Origin of the sequence: uncultured Holdemanella sp. (assembly GCF_934754935.1) — a bacterium.
Taxonomy (GTDB): domain Bacteria; phylum Bacillota_I; class Bacilli_A; order Erysipelotrichales; family Erysipelotrichaceae; genus Holdemanella.
Genome location: NZ_CAKVJB010000042.1, coordinates 1 through 17066, shown reverse-complemented (window position 1 = coordinate 17066; position 17066 = coordinate 1). Strand labels below are relative to the sequence as shown.

Here is a 17066-nt window from a genome sequence, read left to right as displayed (position 1 = left end):
TTTGACACCACCCGCATAGCAGGTGGTTTTGTTGTTTCGTACTTCGTACTCAACTGGCTAAAGCCAAAAGCGTAAATTAAAAGTAGGCATTTCAGCCTACTTTTTTAAAAATTTTTCTAGATTTTCTTTGAATACGATGCCACAACCCAATCAAAGGATGAAATTTTTCACTGATCATAGCCGATTTTTCAATAAATATTTCCACAGACAATAAAATGACCACCATAACAAAGAATCCAATATTCCGATTGATCATATACGCAAAGGCACTCAAACCAAATAGTGCCGTTAAACCACACATAATGATTACCGTATTTCGATGACCAAATTGACGCATCAACAAATGATGAATATGACTCTTATCCGCTTCCATAAATTTCATACCCTTTAAAGTACGTCTTAAAATTGCAGAAACTGTATCAATAATTGGCAACATCAACAATAAGATTGGCAATGCCAAAGTTAAAATAGTACTTGATTTAAAGCCAAGCAAGGATATGGCTGAAATCATAAATCCCAAAAATAAAGAACCACAATCTCCCATAAAAATACTAGCAGGATGGGCATTATAGGCCAAAAAGCCAAATGTTCCTGACGCAAGAATGAAAGCTATACTCAATAAATCTAAACGTCTTTCAATAATTGCGATAGAACCAATGACAACAAGTACAATAACACTCATACCACCTGCCAAGCCATCCAAGCCATCAATCAAGTTGACCGCATTGGTGATACCAGCCACCCAAATAATCGTAAAAACAAATGAAATAATACCTGTATCAATTTGTATACCTAAAGGCAAACGAATAATATCTACGGAAATCCCAAAATAAATCAACACTAAAGCCGCAATAACTTCTAAAGTCAATTTTACCAATGGTTTTATATCAATCAAATCATCGATCAACCCGGTAAAAAACATAATACTGCTTCCAATTACCAATCCCTTAATTTGTAAATCCGCCTTCACAAATATAGCCATTGTGATAATAAAAGATAAATAAATGGCAACACCACCAATACGTGAAATTTTTCCATGGTGAACCGTACGCTTATTTTCCTTCGCATACGCGCCACAATAAATCGAATACTGTTTCACAATCGGTGTTAAAATCAAAGAAATTAAAAATGGTAATAAAATCATTCTATAATCAATCACGCTGACTTTACCCCCTTTAATGCCTCTATCATATCGTATTGTCCACGTTTTGTACAAAGAACTGGACACGAAATATTCTGAGAAATAAATTGAGAAGGACCAAAACAATCTGCCATACCACCACTCAATTCAATTCCATGCATTAAAAAATATTCTTGTAAAGAAGCCGGAAGATTATCAAAACAATGTTTCACCCACAAAGAAATTTGTGAAGAAACCATTTCAATGGCAGGCCATAATATACTAGACTCAATCTGAACCGAATGTAGATTTTGTCTTGAATCAAAACCATAACACATCAATAAATTATTTTTCTGTTGCCAAAAAGCAGAACTTGCCATTTCCTTTAAATGTGCCGCATCCACTTTTGTGATAAAATAACCTGTCTTCATATAAACGATTCTTTGAATCTGTTCATCCACCTGTGTTCCAGCATAATAAATCGTTTTAGATACAAGCACTTTATCATAAGCACATATATGAATTTCTGTATACGAATGTCCACTATGTACTAAAAAACAAGGGTTTTCTTCTCGCAAAACTTCTAAATTTGAAATAAATTCAACCTTACGTACTCCGCAATTTAAAAATGCCTGTTGCCAAAGCTCACGTTGTCTTTGTGATAATTCACTTGGAACACTCACAAGTACGCTAGGCCTAAATAGACCATCAAAGGCATGAAGCCTATCAAGCCCTTCATGAATCAAAGGCTCAATCGAATGAAGAATTTGACCATGAGAAATTGGATACTGAATTTGAATCGTATCTAGATCCTTATATAAATAAGCAATTGCCTGATCCGATACACCTAATATTTCAGATCCTTTTTGTGCGATTATCGTTTTTAAAACAATTTCTTTCTGTGTAGAAAAATCATAAAATCGTGCAAGATACGCCCCAACATCCAGGGCAATCCACTTATCAAGCAAAGCCATTATAGATTGTTAGTTGTAGAATCGCCTGACTTGATACATACGCAAGACAAAGCGATAATAAAAACATCAATATCTGCACTTTCTTAGGATTTTTTACACTACATATTTTTTCAAACTGAATACTTGATATCGCATAAAAACTTAAACCAAAACACGCAAAGAAAACCAAATAAGAAATTACTGAAGCCACCATATTAGCCACCTACATGTACGATTTTGACAAAATCATACTTTTCTTTTAACTGTTCATATGCATTTGAAATTACATCTTCATCCACACTGAAACCTAACATGCTCGAACCAGATCCTGACATCAATATACGAACCAAACCCGCATCTTCCATATCCATTTTCACCTGATTTAATTCAGGTTCAATTTCAAAAGCGATAGGCTCTAATGCGTTAGCCATAGTCTGATACAAAAGGTCCATATTCTTTTCACGAATACTCGATTCTACTAAGTCAACATCTGGATGAAACGGACGAGATTCTTTCCATTTTGAAAATGCATTGGCTGTAGAAATCCCAAAATCTGGCTTTACAACCACAATATCAAATTTCCAATCACTATCAATCGGCGTAATTTTTTCTCCAATACCCTTTACTCGAGCCCACTTATCATGAATACAAAAAGGAACATCTGCCCCTACTTGTTTTGTGATTTCATATAGATTTTCTTCCGTTTCCTCTATACCTTCCATTTTTAAAATAGCTTTACACACAGCAGCTGCATCAGCACTTCCACCACCAAGACCAGCCTGAGCTGGAATATGTTTCTTGATTGATACTTTAAAACAAGAATCTAAATGATACATATCCTTTAGAACCTGAATCATCTTTGAAACTGTATTATTCTCAGGCAATTTCATACCTTCACATTCAACCCTGTCACAATCATCTTTTTCTATTTCAATCTCATCGTAAATTGAAATAGGCGCCATAATCATATCTAAAGAATGATATCCATTATCCATTCTTTCTACGACATCTAATGCCAAATTAATTTTTGCCCTTGCCTGTACCTGCATAAGTCACCTCATATAATCGAATAAAATCCTCTAATGTACATTGTTGCGCACGCATACTTGGATTTATATTTACTTGTTCTAACAACTCTTTTGCGAGAGCCTTATCTTTCACAAAATTTTGAAAATTATTATAAATTGTTTTTCTTCTTTGCGTAAAACAAGCCTTCACTAAATCAAAGAAAGTTTTTTCATCTTCCAAATGATACTTATGATGGAACGAGAATTGAATAACCATCGAATCTACATTTGGACTTGGCCAAAACACTCTACGTGATACATCCATTACTTTTTTCACGTCACAACGATATTGGGTAATTACACTTAACGCATTATATTCTTTGTCATTTTCGTGTGCCAAGAAACGCTCACCCACTTCTTTTTGCATCATAACCGTAATTCTTTCAATTTCTTCATTTGCCTCAAACAACTTAAATAAAATTGGCGTTGTGATGTAGTAAGGAAGATTCGATGCGAACACAACCTTTTGTCCAGGCTTTCTAAATTCACGAATCTTTTCATCAATATCCACCTTTAGAATGTCTTCCAATACAATCTGAAGATGATCAAAACCAATCTCATTCTCTAATACAACCGGTAATCTTTCATCAATTTCAAAAGCTACAACCTGATCACTTTTTTCACATAAAAACTGCGTTAAAGCTCCAATTCCAGGACCAATCTCAAAAACCAATTCATCCCTTGATTGAATGGCCGCGTTCGCAATCTTTTCAACAACCCCAGGTTCAATAATAAAGTTTTGACCAAAGCTTTTCTTTGTGAAAACCTTATACTTTTCTTGAATCTCTTTCGTCTTTTTTACTGTCGCAATCGCCTGTTTCATGAAAGACTCCTTTCTTCTATCTCTTCTCTTGTCACATGCATCTGATTTAAACGTTTAAAGCATGTTTTCGCATTACAAGGACCAATATGGAATGCTTCACACACTTGAAAACGTAGATCTTTATTTCCAACTAAACCTAAATCAATAAAGTCTTGCCAACTTAATACTTCTTCTTTATTCTCAAACGTTACATAATTACATAGAGCATCCCATAAATCTTCTTTATTCGCATGCTCTACACCTACTTTTTTTGGTGTCTTTGCCTTTTCCTTATTAATAAATGCATGTTTACATCCTGGCACACTATTACCAATCAGTCTACGAATATGTTCTCCTGGCGTATCAGGATCGGTAAAGATAATGACACCTCTAGTCTTTTGAGCTTGCCTTACACGCTCAATCGTTTTTTCATTAACCTGATCTCCACCTGTTTCTATCGTGTCACAATCAAAAAAAGACTGCAACGTATTTGTGTCGTTTTTTCCTTCCACGACAATAATTTCCTTAATATGTTGTTTCATTTGTCTCCACCACATGTTTCGATGTAAAACCAGCACCATGTACCTGATGTACATCATTCACTATAATAAAAGCTTTTGGATCAATTGCTAAAACACTTGATTCCAATAATGGATATTGTTTCTGTTTAATGACACACATCAACACAGGTTTAGGCGCTTGTGTATAGCCACCACTTCCATCTAGAATCGTTACACCACGATCCACTGTCTCTAATAAAATTCGACGAATTTGTTTCCATTCCGTTGATATAATCATAACATTTTTTGCGGATTGCATGCCAAGCATTACCGTTTTATCAATGGCCACACCACAAACAAATACAGACATAATACCAATCAAAGCTGGAGTTAATCCATGTGTTACAACTCCTAACATAACCGTTAAGCCATCAACAATCATCACACTAGTTCCTTCAGGAATCTTAAAATATTTATGTAAGATCAAAGCTAATATATCCATACCACCCGTACTTGAATTGACTCTAAACACCAATCCTAAACCAACACCTACAATGACTCCGGCATAGATTGTAGCTACATAAGGTGGCATCACAAATGTATCTTTAGGAAACATAGCAGCAACCTGAGATAAACCTGTTACGAAAATCGGATATACAATTGTCGAAATAACAGATTTCATCGCAAATTGTTTACCAAGTAAAAGTGCTCCTAATATAAACAGTCCAATTGTCAAAGCATCAATCATCAAAACTATATCAATTGGAAGAACGGGATGTAATGCGACGGCTACACCGGCAACACCACCTGTTAATATATTATTAGGAAGTATAAAAAAGGAAACTGAACATGCGACCACAAAGTTTCCAAGTATAATCATTATTAAATCATGTATTTTATTCTTACTCATATGCATACCTCTTCTAGCCTACATGATTATAGCATTTTTTATGTATCATTTTTAAAAAATATTACTTGCATAAAATAAACTTTATCCGTATAATAGTCCGGGTTATATAAGTTCATGATATGGTTGAACGTTCATACCTACTACCGAAAACAGTAGACTATAGCCTTCAAGTAGGAGGAAAATAAAATGCAATACGATATCATTATTATTGGTGCTGGGCCTGGAGGAATCTTCTCTGCCTACGAATTACTTAAAAACAAACCTGAATTAAAGATTGGTGTATTTGAAGCGGGTGCTCCATTAGAAAAAAGAAAATGTCCAATCGACGGAAAGAAAATCAAATCATGTATCCATTGTAAATCATGTGCTATCATGAATGGTTTTGGTGGAGCCGGAGCATTCAGTGATGGAAAATATAATATCACAAATGAATTTGGTGGAAACCTATATGAATATGTAGGTGAACAAGAAGCAATCGATTTAATGGAATATGTTGATGAAATCAACTGCAAAATGGGTGGAGAAAAAACACGTTTATACGCAAACTCAGATGCAGCTATCGCAAAAAAATGTCTTCAAAACGATCTTCACTTATTAAAGGCAAAAGTACGTCACTTAGGAACTGACATTAACTATGTTGTACTTGAAAATTTATACAATGATTTAAAAGACAAAGCAGATTTCCATTTCTTTAAACACATTGATATGGTAAACAAAATTGAAGATGGATATGAAGTTGTTTGTGGTGATGAAAGATATACATCTACACAATGTATCATTTCTACAGGTCGTTCAGGAAGTAAATGGATGGAATCTGTATGTTCAAATCTAGGCATTGAAACAAAAAGTGATCGTGTAGATATCGGTGTTCGTGTGGAATTAAATGCCGATACATTCTCAGAATTAACAGACTCATTATATGAATCTAAAATTGTATATCGTTCAAAGAAATACCAAGATCGCGTTCGTACATTCTGTATGAATCCTAGAGGTGTTGTCGTAAATGAAAACACAAACGGAATCATTACTGTAAATGGTCACAGTTATGAAGATCCTGCTCGTTTCACAAGCAACACAAACTTTGCCCTATTAGTATCAAACCATTTTACAGAACCATTCTCACAAAGTAACCAATATGGTGAAAGTATTGCCCGTCTATCAAATATGTTAGGTGGTGGTGTTATCGTTCAACGTTTCGGTGATTTGATTCGTGGACAACGCTCAACTCCAAGTCGTATTGCACAAGGATTCGTAACACCTACATTGAAGGCTACGCCAGGAGACTTATCTCTAGTTATTCCTAAACGTCAATTAGATGACATTATCGAAATGATTTATGCCCTTGATAAAGTATGTCCATCAACAGCTAGTGATGATACATTACTATATGGTGTCGAAGTTAAGTTCTACAATATGCAAGTCAAAGTAGACAAGAACTTAGAAACAAAACACAAAGGACTATTCGTTATCGGAGACTGTTCAGGTGTAACACACTCACTAAGTCATGCCAGTGCATCTGGTGTATATGTTGCAAGACACATTACAGAAAATCTATAATACAACACAAAGTGGATCAAGCTGATCCACTTTTTTTCATTTATTCAAACATTTTTCTTAAATCAAACAAATGTATATTTTTATCTTCGATCATATTTTCATTGAATCCCTCTTTAGAAAAGATATAATATACTCTTTTTAATTTATCAGGAAAAATAGAAGCACTCTCTTTTAGATGTTCATACATATCCCTAGTATATTTTTTGTTTCGAAATTTACAATCCATCACCAACAAATATTCTTTCGTACTTGTGATACCATCTATTTCAATCGATCTATTTAACTTCGAATTATCCACCTTATAATTCTGTATATGTGGAAATATATCTTCTAACTCACCTTTTTCATTTAACATATCCATATATAGTATCGATAAATTTTCAAATTCAAACGAAAGGAATGAATCTAATTTTTCTTTATTTCTTTCAAACACAAGATTGCCATTTATTTTTATCTTCTCCTGATTTTCAAAAATTAAGGTGTACCATAATTTCAACATCGAATCCGATATATCATAATATATCGTTCGTTTATTTCCATTATACATATTCTTTTTCTCTACAATTTCACTCTTTATCAACGTTGAAATATATTTAGAGACTTTAGCCTCTGCCTCATGGATATCCTCACTAATCGTTTTTATCGTTCGATTACGCTTTGAGATTGATACTAATATGGAATTATATACATCTTGTACATTCGTTGAATTTGATAGAAGTTGATCTGGCAAATTAAAGAATGTACCGAACTCATTAAATAATAAGTATTGAATGTTTTCATAAAAAGTTTTTGTATGATCAATTGTCGATAAATAATATGGATATCCCGACATTAGGCACAAATAATTAGCCTGACTTTCAATATCTTCCGTTTTCACAAATTCTTTTGCGTCCATAAAATTCATTTTCTTGATTTCCATCTCAAAAGTGCGTCTTTTATATAATGGACTCGCATGATTCTGTATTTCTCTTTGTAAGAATCCTATATCACTTCCCGATAAGATGACCATCATATTATCACTCGCATGATCAATAAATTCTTGTAAAACGGAAGAGAAACTAGTATCTTGACTTACTATATATGGATACTCATCTATAACTAACACAAAGCGCTCATTCTTTGCGTATTCTTGAATCGATTTAAAAGCGTGTTGCCAACTCGCAAAAACAAATGTATCTGGAAGATTCAATAAATGATCCACTTCATAAGAAAAAGATTTTAAATTTCCATAACTATTATCTTGTTTTGCCTGAAATAACAAACCATTTTTATCCTTTAAAAATTCATTTAATATGGATGATTTCCCAATTCGTCTTCTTCCATACAATACACCAAATTCTTTTCTGTTGTTTGTATATCGACTATTTAATGCATCCAATTCCTTTTTTCTACCAACAAACATAGGTCCTCCACCTTATTAACTCCACAGTTATTAACTCTCTAGTTAATAATATCATTGAATGAAAAGATACGCAACATGGTATAATAATCTAGGTGATAATTATATGATACAAATTCCAGATAACAGTACAATATTAGCTCCGGCTACCCTACATTTACCTCTATATAAAGAGATTTTGAAACAAAAAAAAGATTGCCTTGGCATACAAGTTTTAACTTTATCAAGCTGGCTATCTTCTTTTTATCATGGACAAAATAAATCAGACATTGAAATTCTTTATTTATACAAAGAAGCCTTACAAAAAGTATCCGTTCAAAATGCCTTCTATTCTAGTAAAGAAGACTATGATTTTTTAAGTGCTTGCCTAGACTTTATTAAAATGGCTAAGACTTATCAAATCCAAGATTTTCCTTGTTCAACCCAAAAAGAAAAGGATTTAAATGAAATTTTAAATCTTCTTTATCCAATTGAACTTAAAGAAGATCAAACTAAAGATGTTCTTTCAAGTTTACCAGATTTAGAAAATGTTTATATTCTAAAAAAAGAATATTCTCAATTAGACAATTACTGGATTCAAATCTTGCTTAATCATGGGGCAAAATGGCTAGGTGAAAACCAATTGTGTCAAACCCATTATTATAGTGTTGCGAATACACGTAAACAAATGGAAGTCCTTGCCCATTTAATTATCGAAAACGATTATTTAGCAGATGATATTTTCATTGCCCTAAATAATGCGAGTGATGAAAGTATTCTAACCCAAATTCTTACAGCTCATAAGATTCCATTCACAACTATGCAAGAAACGCATATTACATCTATATATAATGAATGGATCAGCTATTTAACATGGATAAAAGATATGGATCTTAAAAGTTTTATAAACCTTATTCAAACTTTATATCCAAACGACAACTATCTAATACAATACTACACATTGTTTCCAGAAAAATTCCTTAAGTTTGAGCCATGCCTAAGCATCCTTTCTTATGAAGAAAATGAGATCATTGATCCTTATCAATTTGAATCCTACCAAAAATTAGAACAACAAACATTGGAATGGATCCAAAATCATGCATTTTTATTTAATCCGTTGGACTTTATTGAAATCGCAAAACACATCCAAAATCTACATGAACATGTTTCGAAAGAAGATTTGAACGCCTTTAACGATGTAATGTCACTCATTCAAGATGTACATCCACACATTCATAATGCGAATGATTCAAACATTTTGATTCATCAAATCCAAAATCTTTCTGCCAATCAAAAAGCCAATTCCATTGAAGGTGTATTGATTGGATCAAGACAAGACATCACATCATTAAGACCCATTGTCTTTTTAACTGGAACAAATGCCAGTGCATTCCCTGCTTTAAAATTGCATTCGGGCATCTTTGATGAAGCTTATGTAAAAAGCACAAGTCTTCCAAGTCTTGAAACACGTATTCAAAATCAACAAACACAACTCTTTGATTGTTTATCTTTATGTGAAACACTTTATATTCTATATCCACAAAGCGATTATCAAGGAAAGAATTATGAATCGAGTTCAGAAATTGAAAACTGGCTACAAACAAAACCAAAATTTATCACAACCACAGATTCTTTTAATTGGACTACTCCAAATATTGATTTAAATGAAACAATTGCGAAAGCGATATTCTTTACAGACAATCACTTTAAGGGTTCTATTTCAAGACTCGAATCCTATGCAAGATGTCCTTTTTCTCATGCCTTAAAATATGGCATGTACTTAAAAGAAAAAGAGGATATCACAGATATTCGTATTCGCGGAAGCATTTTACACCATGTCTTAGAAATGATTTCTAAAGATAAACAAGATTATACTTCTTTATCCAAAGAAGAGATCCATCAATATGTTGAAAAAGAATTTACTTTCGCTAAAAAAATACTTTTGCAGCAAGCTACATGGTTTGATTCACAAATTGAAGAAATCACAGAAAAACTTGTTTTAATTTTTGAACAACTCCATAGTTTTGAAACAAACTGGCACATGAATATTGATAAACAAGAACACAAGTTTTCTTATTCATATCCATGGAATGAATATACAATTGACTTATATGGATATATTGACCGTATTGATAGTTCAAGCACATCCTTTTGTATCTTTGACTATAAATCAAGTGACAAAGACATTAAAATCGATGACTTTGAAAAAGGATTATCTCTACAATTAGCCACATACACTTTGGCTTATGAAAAAGAATCGAATTTAATTCCTGTTGGATGTTTCTATATTGCCTTAAGAACAACACCAGAAACACTTACTTATGGTAAATTAAATTATCGCAAGAAAGTTCCTGAATTAAATGTCATAAATGAATCCGACATTCTAGAGACATTCACCAAAAACCGTAAACTCAAAGGTTGGCATTTTAGTGATGCGAGTATTTATTGTGATGATATAAAACAATATATGCCTGTAAAAAAGGCAAATCCAGCTCTAGAAACCATCAAATCCGAATGGAGTCAAGTCATTGATAGCCTTTTAGAAGATATTTCTAGTGGACAAGCTTTACCTAATCACGTCCAAGACGCATGTAAATATTGTGCATATAGATCCATTTGTAGAAATCTAGCGAATGAAGTGGAACCAAAACTTCGTGTAGAAAAGGAGGAAGAATAATATGGATTTTTCAATTCCCCAAAAGAAAGCTATCGACATCCGAAATACGAATGTAGTTGTTTCTGCAAGTGCAGGAAGTGGTAAAACAGCCGTTTTAGTTGAACGCCTATGTCAATTGGTATTAAAAGACCATATTTCAATTGATTCCATTTTAGCTATGACCTTCACAAAGGATGCAGCGGCTGAAATGAAGGCTCGTTTACTTTCAAAATTAAAAGAGCAACCCAAAACGGACTATATTCTGCAACAAATGGCACTACTTGAAACGGCCAGCATTTCGACAATTGATAGTTTCTGTTTATCTATTGTGCAAAATTATTACTATAAAATTCCCATCTCTTACACAATGTCTAAACAAACTGCATCGACCGCTCAGACACGCCTTGCCTTTGAAAACGCCTATAAGCATGCGATACAAGATTTAGATTTAAATGCCTATACACAATTAAAAATGTATTTTCATTCTTTTGGCAAAACTGAAGAGGATATTCAAAAATATATTGAAGATATTTTGGCCATCATCAACTCTAAGTCTGAAGAAGATGCCAAGGCTTGGATGGAAAATATTCAAGAATCTTACACATATTTAAATTCCAAAATAATGGAATATGCCTTAAAGTATTTCCATAATCATTGTCTTGCGATGATTGAAATTTTAGATGAAGTAATCGATCAAATTTCAAAGCCTGAGGATTATGAAATCAAAAAGGAATATTTATCAAAGTGTTTAGATGCAACATCCTATTCAGATTTTAAAGCTCAATTTGAATTGTATTTAAAGAATACCATCGGCTTTAAAAAGACCATTGATAAAGTGGATTATTCGAAATACCAAACTTCTTTTAAAGAACATGAAACAAGTATAGTCGAAAACTTATTTGATGAAGAATTTTATCTAAAGGATATTCAAAATCATAAAGATTTAATTAATACATTATTTGAACTCACAAATAAAGTAAAATTGTATTTTCAATTGGAAAAGAAAAAAATGGAAGTGATCGACTTTAATGATATGGAGCACTTTGCGTACCAATTATTGCAAGATCCTATGATTAAAGAAGAAATGTACAATAAATACCAAATGATTCTAGTTGACGAATTCCAGGATACCAATGAGTTACAGGAAAAAATTATTGCGTCCTTCTGTCATGAAAATAATGTGTTTAGAGTGGGGGATATTAAACAATCTATCTATGGATTTAGGCAAGCCAATCCTAAAATCATGCAAGAATGGATGGAAAAAGAAGATATCAACAACACTCCTTTGTTGCTGCAGGAAAACTATCGTTCCAATGCGAGTGTCATTGAATTCAATAATGATTTCTATAGTAAGATCATGAATAATGAATTGTTAGGAGAACAATTTAAAGATATTGATATTGCGAATGTGGGCACAAAAGGACAAATAGAAAATCCTCAATATCCCGTTCGCTTCTTATATACAGAATATAAGAATGAAGATGGCAATAAAGCGACTATCAAGAAGAATCACAACGAAAATCGTTTTGATTTAATTGCGAATGACATTATCGAAAAACATGAAGCAGGAATGCCATATAAATCTATGTGTGTATTAACTCGTAATCATGCTCCTCAAGAAAAATTAAAAGCTGTTTTTGAGGCTTATAACATTCCAGCTATGATCACAATTGATCATGGATTCTTCACAAATCCAGCCATTCAAATTGTCATTTCTACATTAAAAGCCTTAGAAGATCTAACAGATGATATTTCTTTATGTGCTTCTTTAATGTCTCCTTTGTTTAATGTGCCTTTTTCTAAGATTGCACAATGCTGCATCGACAAGAAAAAAGGAACATCTTTATTTGCGAGTATCAAAGATCAAGATTTTATGAAGCCTTTCTTTGAGTTATACGCAAATAAAAATAAAACAATCACACAACTCCTACAATATATTTATGCGTATAATAATTTCTATTATGCTTCTACAACTGTTCAAGACAAAAACAACTTAGATTATTTATTAGAACTTGCAGGTCAATTTGAGAATCAAAATGATATTCATAGTTTTGTCTTACAATTATCTAAAGATGCCACACAAGATCAAACGCAAGAAGCAAGCTTGTATGGCAAAGAAGATGATGTAGTTCAAGTAAAGACGATGCACCAGTCCAAAGGTTTACAATTCCCTGTTGTATATATTCTTTCACAACATGAACAAAGAGATAAACATGGAAGTTCTTGTATCTTACTGGATTCAACATTAGGACTATCTTTAAAAGGATTAAGTTTAGACTATAAATTGAAATACAATTCAATCTATCATTTAGCGCTACAAACAAAAAAAGAACTCGATGATCTTGCAGAAGAGATGCGTGTATTCTATGTTGCGACAACTCGTCCTCAAAAAGAACTTGTGATTGTGGATACGGTTGAAAGTATTGAGGATTTCTATAGTCCGTTAAATGCCTATACTCTATTAGAAAATGAAAGTTATACAGGATGGCTTTTACATACATATGCCAATACAAGTGATTCTTTAGTGGTTTTTGATAAAAAATCAGAATTATATGAAAGACCATTAAAAGTTCGTCAAAGTAACACGCCTTATACATTACCTACTTATTCAAAAGTATCTAAGGCTTTCTCGAGTCAAACGGCGAGTGGTGCAAAAATTAAATTAGATTGGAAAGAGGTTTCTCTTTCTAAAAATATGGGAACGATTCGTGGAACTTTATTTCATGAAATTGCGGCACAATGCTCATATCCTTATCAAGAAAAGGAAATTATTTCTTATGCGACTTCTTATGGATATACTTTAAAAGATCATGACATCAAACAAATTTTAGCTTTAAACAAAGATTCTCTTTACTCTTCTTGGATGAGTGAAAAACATGTATTTGAACAAAGCTATATTATTGAAGAAAAAAATCAAGTTGTTCATGGTTTTATGGACTTAGTTATCTATAAAGAAAATGAAGTAATCATTGTCGATTTTAAGACAGATGCGGTAGATAATGAACAAAAATTAATTGATTTGTATGCGATTCAGCTTCAGACCTATAAGAAAGCCATGAAAAAACTAACGAATTTACCAATAAACACGTATATTTATGCTTTTTCTCTATCAAAGTGCATCTATCTAGAATAACTTATGTTACAATGGTAAAGTCTTTTTAAAAAAGAGAGAAGGAGAGCAAATCGTGGAAAAATTTTTTAAATTGAACGAGAAAGGTTCAAACGTTAAGACAGAGCTTATCGCTGGTCTTACAACATTCTTGGCTATGGCCTACATTCTTGGGGTTAACCCTGCAGTTTTAGCAGATGCTGGTATGGACAAAGCCTCTGTATTCCTTGCGACTGCAATTAGTGCAGGTGTGGCAAGTATTATTATGGGACTTGTTGCCAACTATCCAGTAGCCTTAGCTTCAGGTATGGGTGTTAACGCATTGTTTGCCTACACAATCTGTGGACAGATGGGCTTTAGTTGGGCAGCTGCATTAAGCGCTGTATTCATTTCAGGTGTTATCTTTATTCTTATTTCTGTTACTGGTGTTCGTAAAGCTATTATCAATGCGATTCCAGTACAATTAAAGTTGGCAATTGGAGCTGGAATTGGTTTCTTCATTGCGTTTGTTGGTTTAAAAAATGCAGGTATTATTGTAGCAAGCCCTTCAACATTTGTGACAATTGGAAACTTAACAGATCCAACTGTATTATTAGCTATTGTTGGTTTATTAATTACAATTGCGTTGGTTATTAAAAATGTTCCTGCAGCCGTTTTCGTAGGTATGGTTATCACAGCTATTATTGGCATCATCCTTGGATTCATGGGAATGGCTGGCATGCCTGCTTTACCTGATCGTTTCATTTCGTTTGATTTTGAATTACAAGCCTTTGGATCTTGCTTCTCAGGAATCTCTGAATTATTCGCAAATCCATTCCAGGCTTTCGTTGTTATTTTCTCATTCTTATTTGTTGACTTCTTTGATACAGCAGGAACACTTGTTGCGATTGGAAACCGTATTGGTTTGATCAATGATAAAGGTGAACTTGAAAATGCTGAACAAGCCTTGCTTGCAGATGCGATTGGTACAGTATTTGGTGCTGTTTTAGGTACTAGTACAGTAACTAGCTTTGTTGAATCTAGTTCTGGTGTTGGTGTTGGAGGACGTACAGGTTTAACTGCATGTACATCTGGTGTTTGTTTCTTACTAGCCGTATTCTTATCACCACTTATCTTAAGTACAGTTACAAATGCTGTTACTGCTCCTGCATTGATTGTTGTTGGTATTATGATGGCTCAACAATTAAAAGGTATTGACTGGGATGATATGATTTTTGCGGCAGCTGGATTTGTCACTGTTATTATGATGATCTTAATGTATTCTATTTCAAATGGTATCGCATGTGGATTTATCGTTTATACAGTTGCCATGATTGCTGCTGGTAAAGCTAAAGAAGTTCACCCAACGGTTTGGGCATTAATGATCATCTTCGTATTGTACTTTGCAACACCTTATATAATGTAAAAGAAAAAGTCGGGTTTCCGACTTTTTTAATACGTATTATTCTTTTCATATTGATTTTCAAAGGCATTCTTAAAAGTAGGGATGCCTTTTTTAGTATCATAAATCGATGCCAACAATTGTACAGCTTCATTTGTACTCATCTTTGATGTGTTGATCATCAAAGTATAGTTGCGTGGATTTCCCCATTTTTGATTGGTATAGAATTCATAAAATCTAGCCCTTTGCGCATCTTTTTCCTGCACTATTTTCTTAGCTTGTTTAGCTGGTACTTGATATTCTTCAATTGACCATTTGATACGTTCTTCTATATCGCTATAAAAAAACACAGAAATCACATCTGGATCATCTTTTAGAATGTAATCTGCACATCTTCCTACAATAACAGCATCTTCTCTTTGAGAGATTTTTTGAATAAAATCACTTGCCATATCATAGATTTGTGTATTCACACTTAATTCTGTAATGTTTCTAAGCCCTAAAAGTCCCCTTGATTCAATTGTAAATAAACCATTCTCATCTTGTTGTTGATCTTTAAAGAAGTCCGCACAAACACCCATATTCACCGCAATTTTTTCTAAAATTTCTTTATTATAATAACTAATGTCCAAATATTCAGCTAATTTACGTGCGATTTCTCTTCCATTAGAACCAAATTGTCTAGATATTGTTATGATTACATTTTTTCCCATATCCAATCCCTCTTTTTCTTATATCATACAATAATATGTTAGAATATTGTAGTGGAGGAAGATTATGAAAAAAATTATTTTTTTAGATTTAGACGGAACTCTATGGACTTTTGAAAAAATTCCTAGTTCTGCATTAGAGGCGATTGAGCTAGCTAGAAAAAACGGGCATAAAATATATATAAACACGGGAAGAACGCGTTGTGAAATTCCTCAATTCTTATTAGATATGAATTTAGATGGCTATTGTTTTGGGGCTGGTAGTGAAATCATTATAAATAACAAACAAGTACTTTTTGAACCACTAGAAAAAAGAGATACAAAATTTATTCAGCATATCATCAAAGATACAGGATTCTCACTAGAGGGAAGTAAAACAACCTTTACTAGTGAAAAAAACAGAGAAAGAATGCGCCAATTCCATACAGACAATCGTATGGGGAATCGTTTCTTGTCTTTTCCAGATATTTCAACAATTACCGATGATGATTACAATCAAGTCATGAAAGTCAGCATTCATTTTGATTCACTTACTCAAAGAGAAGAAATCTTAAAACAAATTCCAGAACATTTAACTTTCACAAATTTCTTGCATCTAGGTGGAGAAATCACACATTCAGAATACAATAAGGCTACTGCCATTCAATTTGTCAAAGACTACTATGATAAAGAATATAAAACCGTTGCGATGGGTGATTCTGAAAATGATTTACCAATGTTAGAATATGCCGACATTTCTGTTGTGATGGGAAATGGTGTTGAAAAAGTAAAAGAAAAAGCCGACTATGTCACAGATAAAATTGACAATGACGGCTTGTATAAAGCTTTCAAATATTTAAAGCTTATGGGGCTGTAACGAGTAAGTGAATTTTATCGCTTATGGAGTTCAGCTCCTCTCTTTTTGTTTTATAGCTTGTAATTTA

The 17066-nt window shown here is 33.1% G+C and carries 14 protein-coding genes and 1 riboswitch; of the genes, 5 read left to right on the top strand and 9 right to left on the bottom strand.

Annotated elements, in window-relative coordinates:
- Window positions 1–91: 91 nt before the first annotated feature.
- The 7 genes from Q0E86_RS10000 to Q0E86_RS09970 are packed head-to-tail and all read right to left on the bottom strand — an operon-like array spanning window position 92 to window position 5352.
- Complete coding sequence (locus tag Q0E86_RS10000; RefSeq protein ID WP_295756773.1) at window positions 92–1159, bottom strand: MraY family glycosyltransferase; 1068 nt, start codon at window positions 1157–1159, stop codon at window positions 92–94.
- Window positions 1156–2094, bottom strand: a complete 939-nt coding sequence (locus Q0E86_RS09995; RefSeq protein ID WP_295756770.1) for a rod shape-determining protein — start codon at window positions 2092–2094, stop codon at window positions 1156–1158. The genes Q0E86_RS10000 and Q0E86_RS09995 overlap by 4 nt, the downstream gene beginning before the upstream one ends.
- Window positions 2081–2287 carry a DUF1146 domain-containing protein gene (locus Q0E86_RS09990; protein WP_295756768.1) on the bottom strand — a complete coding sequence of 69 codons (207 nt, stop codon included), beginning with the start codon at window positions 2285–2287 and terminating at the stop codon, window positions 2081–2083. The genes Q0E86_RS09995 and Q0E86_RS09990 overlap by 14 nt, the downstream gene beginning before the upstream one ends.
- Window position 2288: 1 nt before the next feature.
- The gene (gene ispE, locus Q0E86_RS09985) at window positions 2289–3122 is read right to left on the bottom strand and encodes a 4-(cytidine 5'-diphospho)-2-C-methyl-D-erythritol kinase (RefSeq protein ID WP_295756765.1); all 834 of its coding nucleotides are present in this window, start codon (window positions 3120–3122) and stop codon (window positions 2289–2291) included.
- Window positions 3094–3963 (bottom strand): 16S rRNA (adenine(1518)-N(6)/adenine(1519)-N(6))-dimethyltransferase RsmA, encoded by an 870-nt coding sequence (rsmA, locus tag Q0E86_RS09980; RefSeq protein WP_295756762.1) that lies wholly within the window; start codon window positions 3961–3963, stop codon window positions 3094–3096. Before rsmA ends, ispE begins: the two co-directional genes overlap by 29 nt.
- Complete coding sequence (gene rnmV / locus Q0E86_RS09975) at window positions 3960–4484, bottom strand: ribonuclease M5 (protein ID WP_295756759.1); 525 nt, start codon at window positions 4482–4484, stop codon at window positions 3960–3962. Before rnmV ends, rsmA begins: the two co-directional genes overlap by 4 nt.
- Window positions 4468–5352, bottom strand: a complete 885-nt coding sequence (locus Q0E86_RS09970; protein WP_295756757.1) for a YitT family protein — start codon at window positions 5350–5352, stop codon at window positions 4468–4470. Before Q0E86_RS09970 ends, rnmV begins: the two co-directional genes overlap by 17 nt.
- A gap of 82 nt (window positions 5353–5434) precedes the next feature.
- Window positions 5435–5532, top strand: a riboswitch (purine riboswitch).
- A 6-nt stretch (window positions 5533–5538) separates the two neighbouring features.
- Between Q0E86_RS09970 and Q0E86_RS09965 the strand changes: the two genes are divergently transcribed.
- The gene (locus tag Q0E86_RS09965) at window positions 5539–6909 is read left to right on the top strand and encodes an NAD(P)/FAD-dependent oxidoreductase (protein ID WP_295756754.1); all 1371 of its coding nucleotides are present in this window, start codon (window positions 5539–5541) and stop codon (window positions 6907–6909) included.
- Window positions 6910–6949: 40 nt separating this feature from the next.
- Here the strand turns inward: Q0E86_RS09965 and Q0E86_RS09960 are convergent, their stop codons facing one another.
- Window positions 6950–8311 carry an ATP-binding protein gene (locus Q0E86_RS09960; RefSeq protein ID WP_295756752.1) on the bottom strand — a complete coding sequence of 454 codons (1362 nt, stop codon included), beginning with the start codon at window positions 8309–8311 and terminating at the stop codon, window positions 6950–6952.
- Between the two features lie 103 nt (window positions 8312–8414).
- On the opposite strand from Q0E86_RS09960, the gene Q0E86_RS09955 reads away from it, so the two are divergent.
- The 3 genes from Q0E86_RS09955 to Q0E86_RS09945 are packed head-to-tail and all read left to right on the top strand — an operon-like array spanning window position 8415 to window position 15457.
- On the top strand, window positions 8415–10964 hold the full coding sequence (locus Q0E86_RS09955) for a PD-(D/E)XK nuclease family protein (RefSeq protein ID WP_295756750.1): 2550 nt from the start codon (window positions 8415–8417) through the stop codon (window positions 10962–10964).
- 1 nt (window position 10965) lies between these two features.
- Window positions 10966–14076 (top strand): exodeoxyribonuclease V subunit beta, encoded by a 3111-nt coding sequence (locus Q0E86_RS09950; RefSeq protein ID WP_295756747.1) that lies wholly within the window; start codon window positions 10966–10968, stop codon window positions 14074–14076.
- Between the two features lie 49 nt (window positions 14077–14125).
- A complete protein-coding gene (locus tag Q0E86_RS09945) occupies window positions 14126–15457 on the top strand; it encodes an NCS2 family permease (RefSeq protein ID WP_295756775.1) in 1332 nt (443 codons plus the stop codon).
- 26 nt (window positions 15458–15483) lie between these two features.
- Here Q0E86_RS09945 and Q0E86_RS09940 read toward each other — a convergent pair whose 3' ends face one another.
- A complete protein-coding gene (locus Q0E86_RS09940; protein ID WP_295756746.1) occupies window positions 15484–16146 on the bottom strand; it encodes an AAA family ATPase in 663 nt (220 codons plus the stop codon).
- Between the two features lie 64 nt (window positions 16147–16210).
- Between Q0E86_RS09940 and Q0E86_RS09935 the strand changes: the two genes are divergently transcribed.
- Window positions 16211–16999 carry a Cof-type HAD-IIB family hydrolase gene (locus tag Q0E86_RS09935; RefSeq protein ID WP_295756743.1) on the top strand — a complete coding sequence of 263 codons (789 nt, stop codon included), beginning with the start codon at window positions 16211–16213 and terminating at the stop codon, window positions 16997–16999.
- Window positions 17000–17066: the final 67 nt, after the last annotated feature.

Bases quoted from the DNA above. Each gene is read 5' to 3' on its own strand.
- Q0E86_RS09995 (WP_295756770.1), bottom strand. From the start codon at position 2,094: ATGGCTTTGCTTGATAAGTGGATTGCCCTGGATGTTGGGGCGTATCTT.
- Q0E86_RS09990 (WP_295756768.1), bottom strand. From the start codon at position 2,287: ATGGTGGCTTCAGTAATTTCTTATTTGGTTTTCTTTGCGTGTTTTGGT.
- ispE (WP_295756765.1), bottom strand. From the start codon at position 3,122: ATGCAGGTACAGGCAAGGGCAAAAATTAATTTGGCATTAGATGTCGTA.
- rsmA (WP_295756762.1), bottom strand. From the start codon at position 3,963: ATGAAACAGGCGATTGCGACAGTAAAAAAGACGAAAGAGATTCAAGAA.
- rnmV (WP_295756759.1), bottom strand. From the start codon at position 4,484: ATGAAACAACATATTAAGGAAATTATTGTCGTGGAAGGAAAAAACGAC.
- Q0E86_RS09970 (WP_295756757.1), bottom strand. From the start codon at position 5,352: ATGAGTAAGAATAAAATACATGATTTAATAATGATTATACTTGGAAAC.
- Q0E86_RS09965 (WP_295756754.1), top strand. From the start codon at position 5,539: ATGCAATACGATATCATTATTATTGGTGCTGGGCCTGGAGGAATCTTC.
- Q0E86_RS09960 (WP_295756752.1), bottom strand. From the start codon at position 8,311: ATGTTTGTTGGTAGAAAAAAGGAATTGGATGCATTAAATAGTCGATAT.
- Q0E86_RS09955 (WP_295756750.1), top strand. From the start codon at position 8,415: ATGATACAAATTCCAGATAACAGTACAATATTAGCTCCGGCTACCCTA.
- Q0E86_RS09950 (WP_295756747.1), top strand. From the start codon at position 10,966: ATGGATTTTTCAATTCCCCAAAAGAAAGCTATCGACATCCGAAATACG.
- Q0E86_RS09940 (WP_295756746.1), bottom strand. From the start codon at position 16,146: ATGGGAAAAAATGTAATCATAACAATATCTAGACAATTTGGTTCTAAT.
- Q0E86_RS09935 (WP_295756743.1), top strand. From the start codon at position 16,211: ATGAAAAAAATTATTTTTTTAGATTTAGACGGAACTCTATGGACTTTT.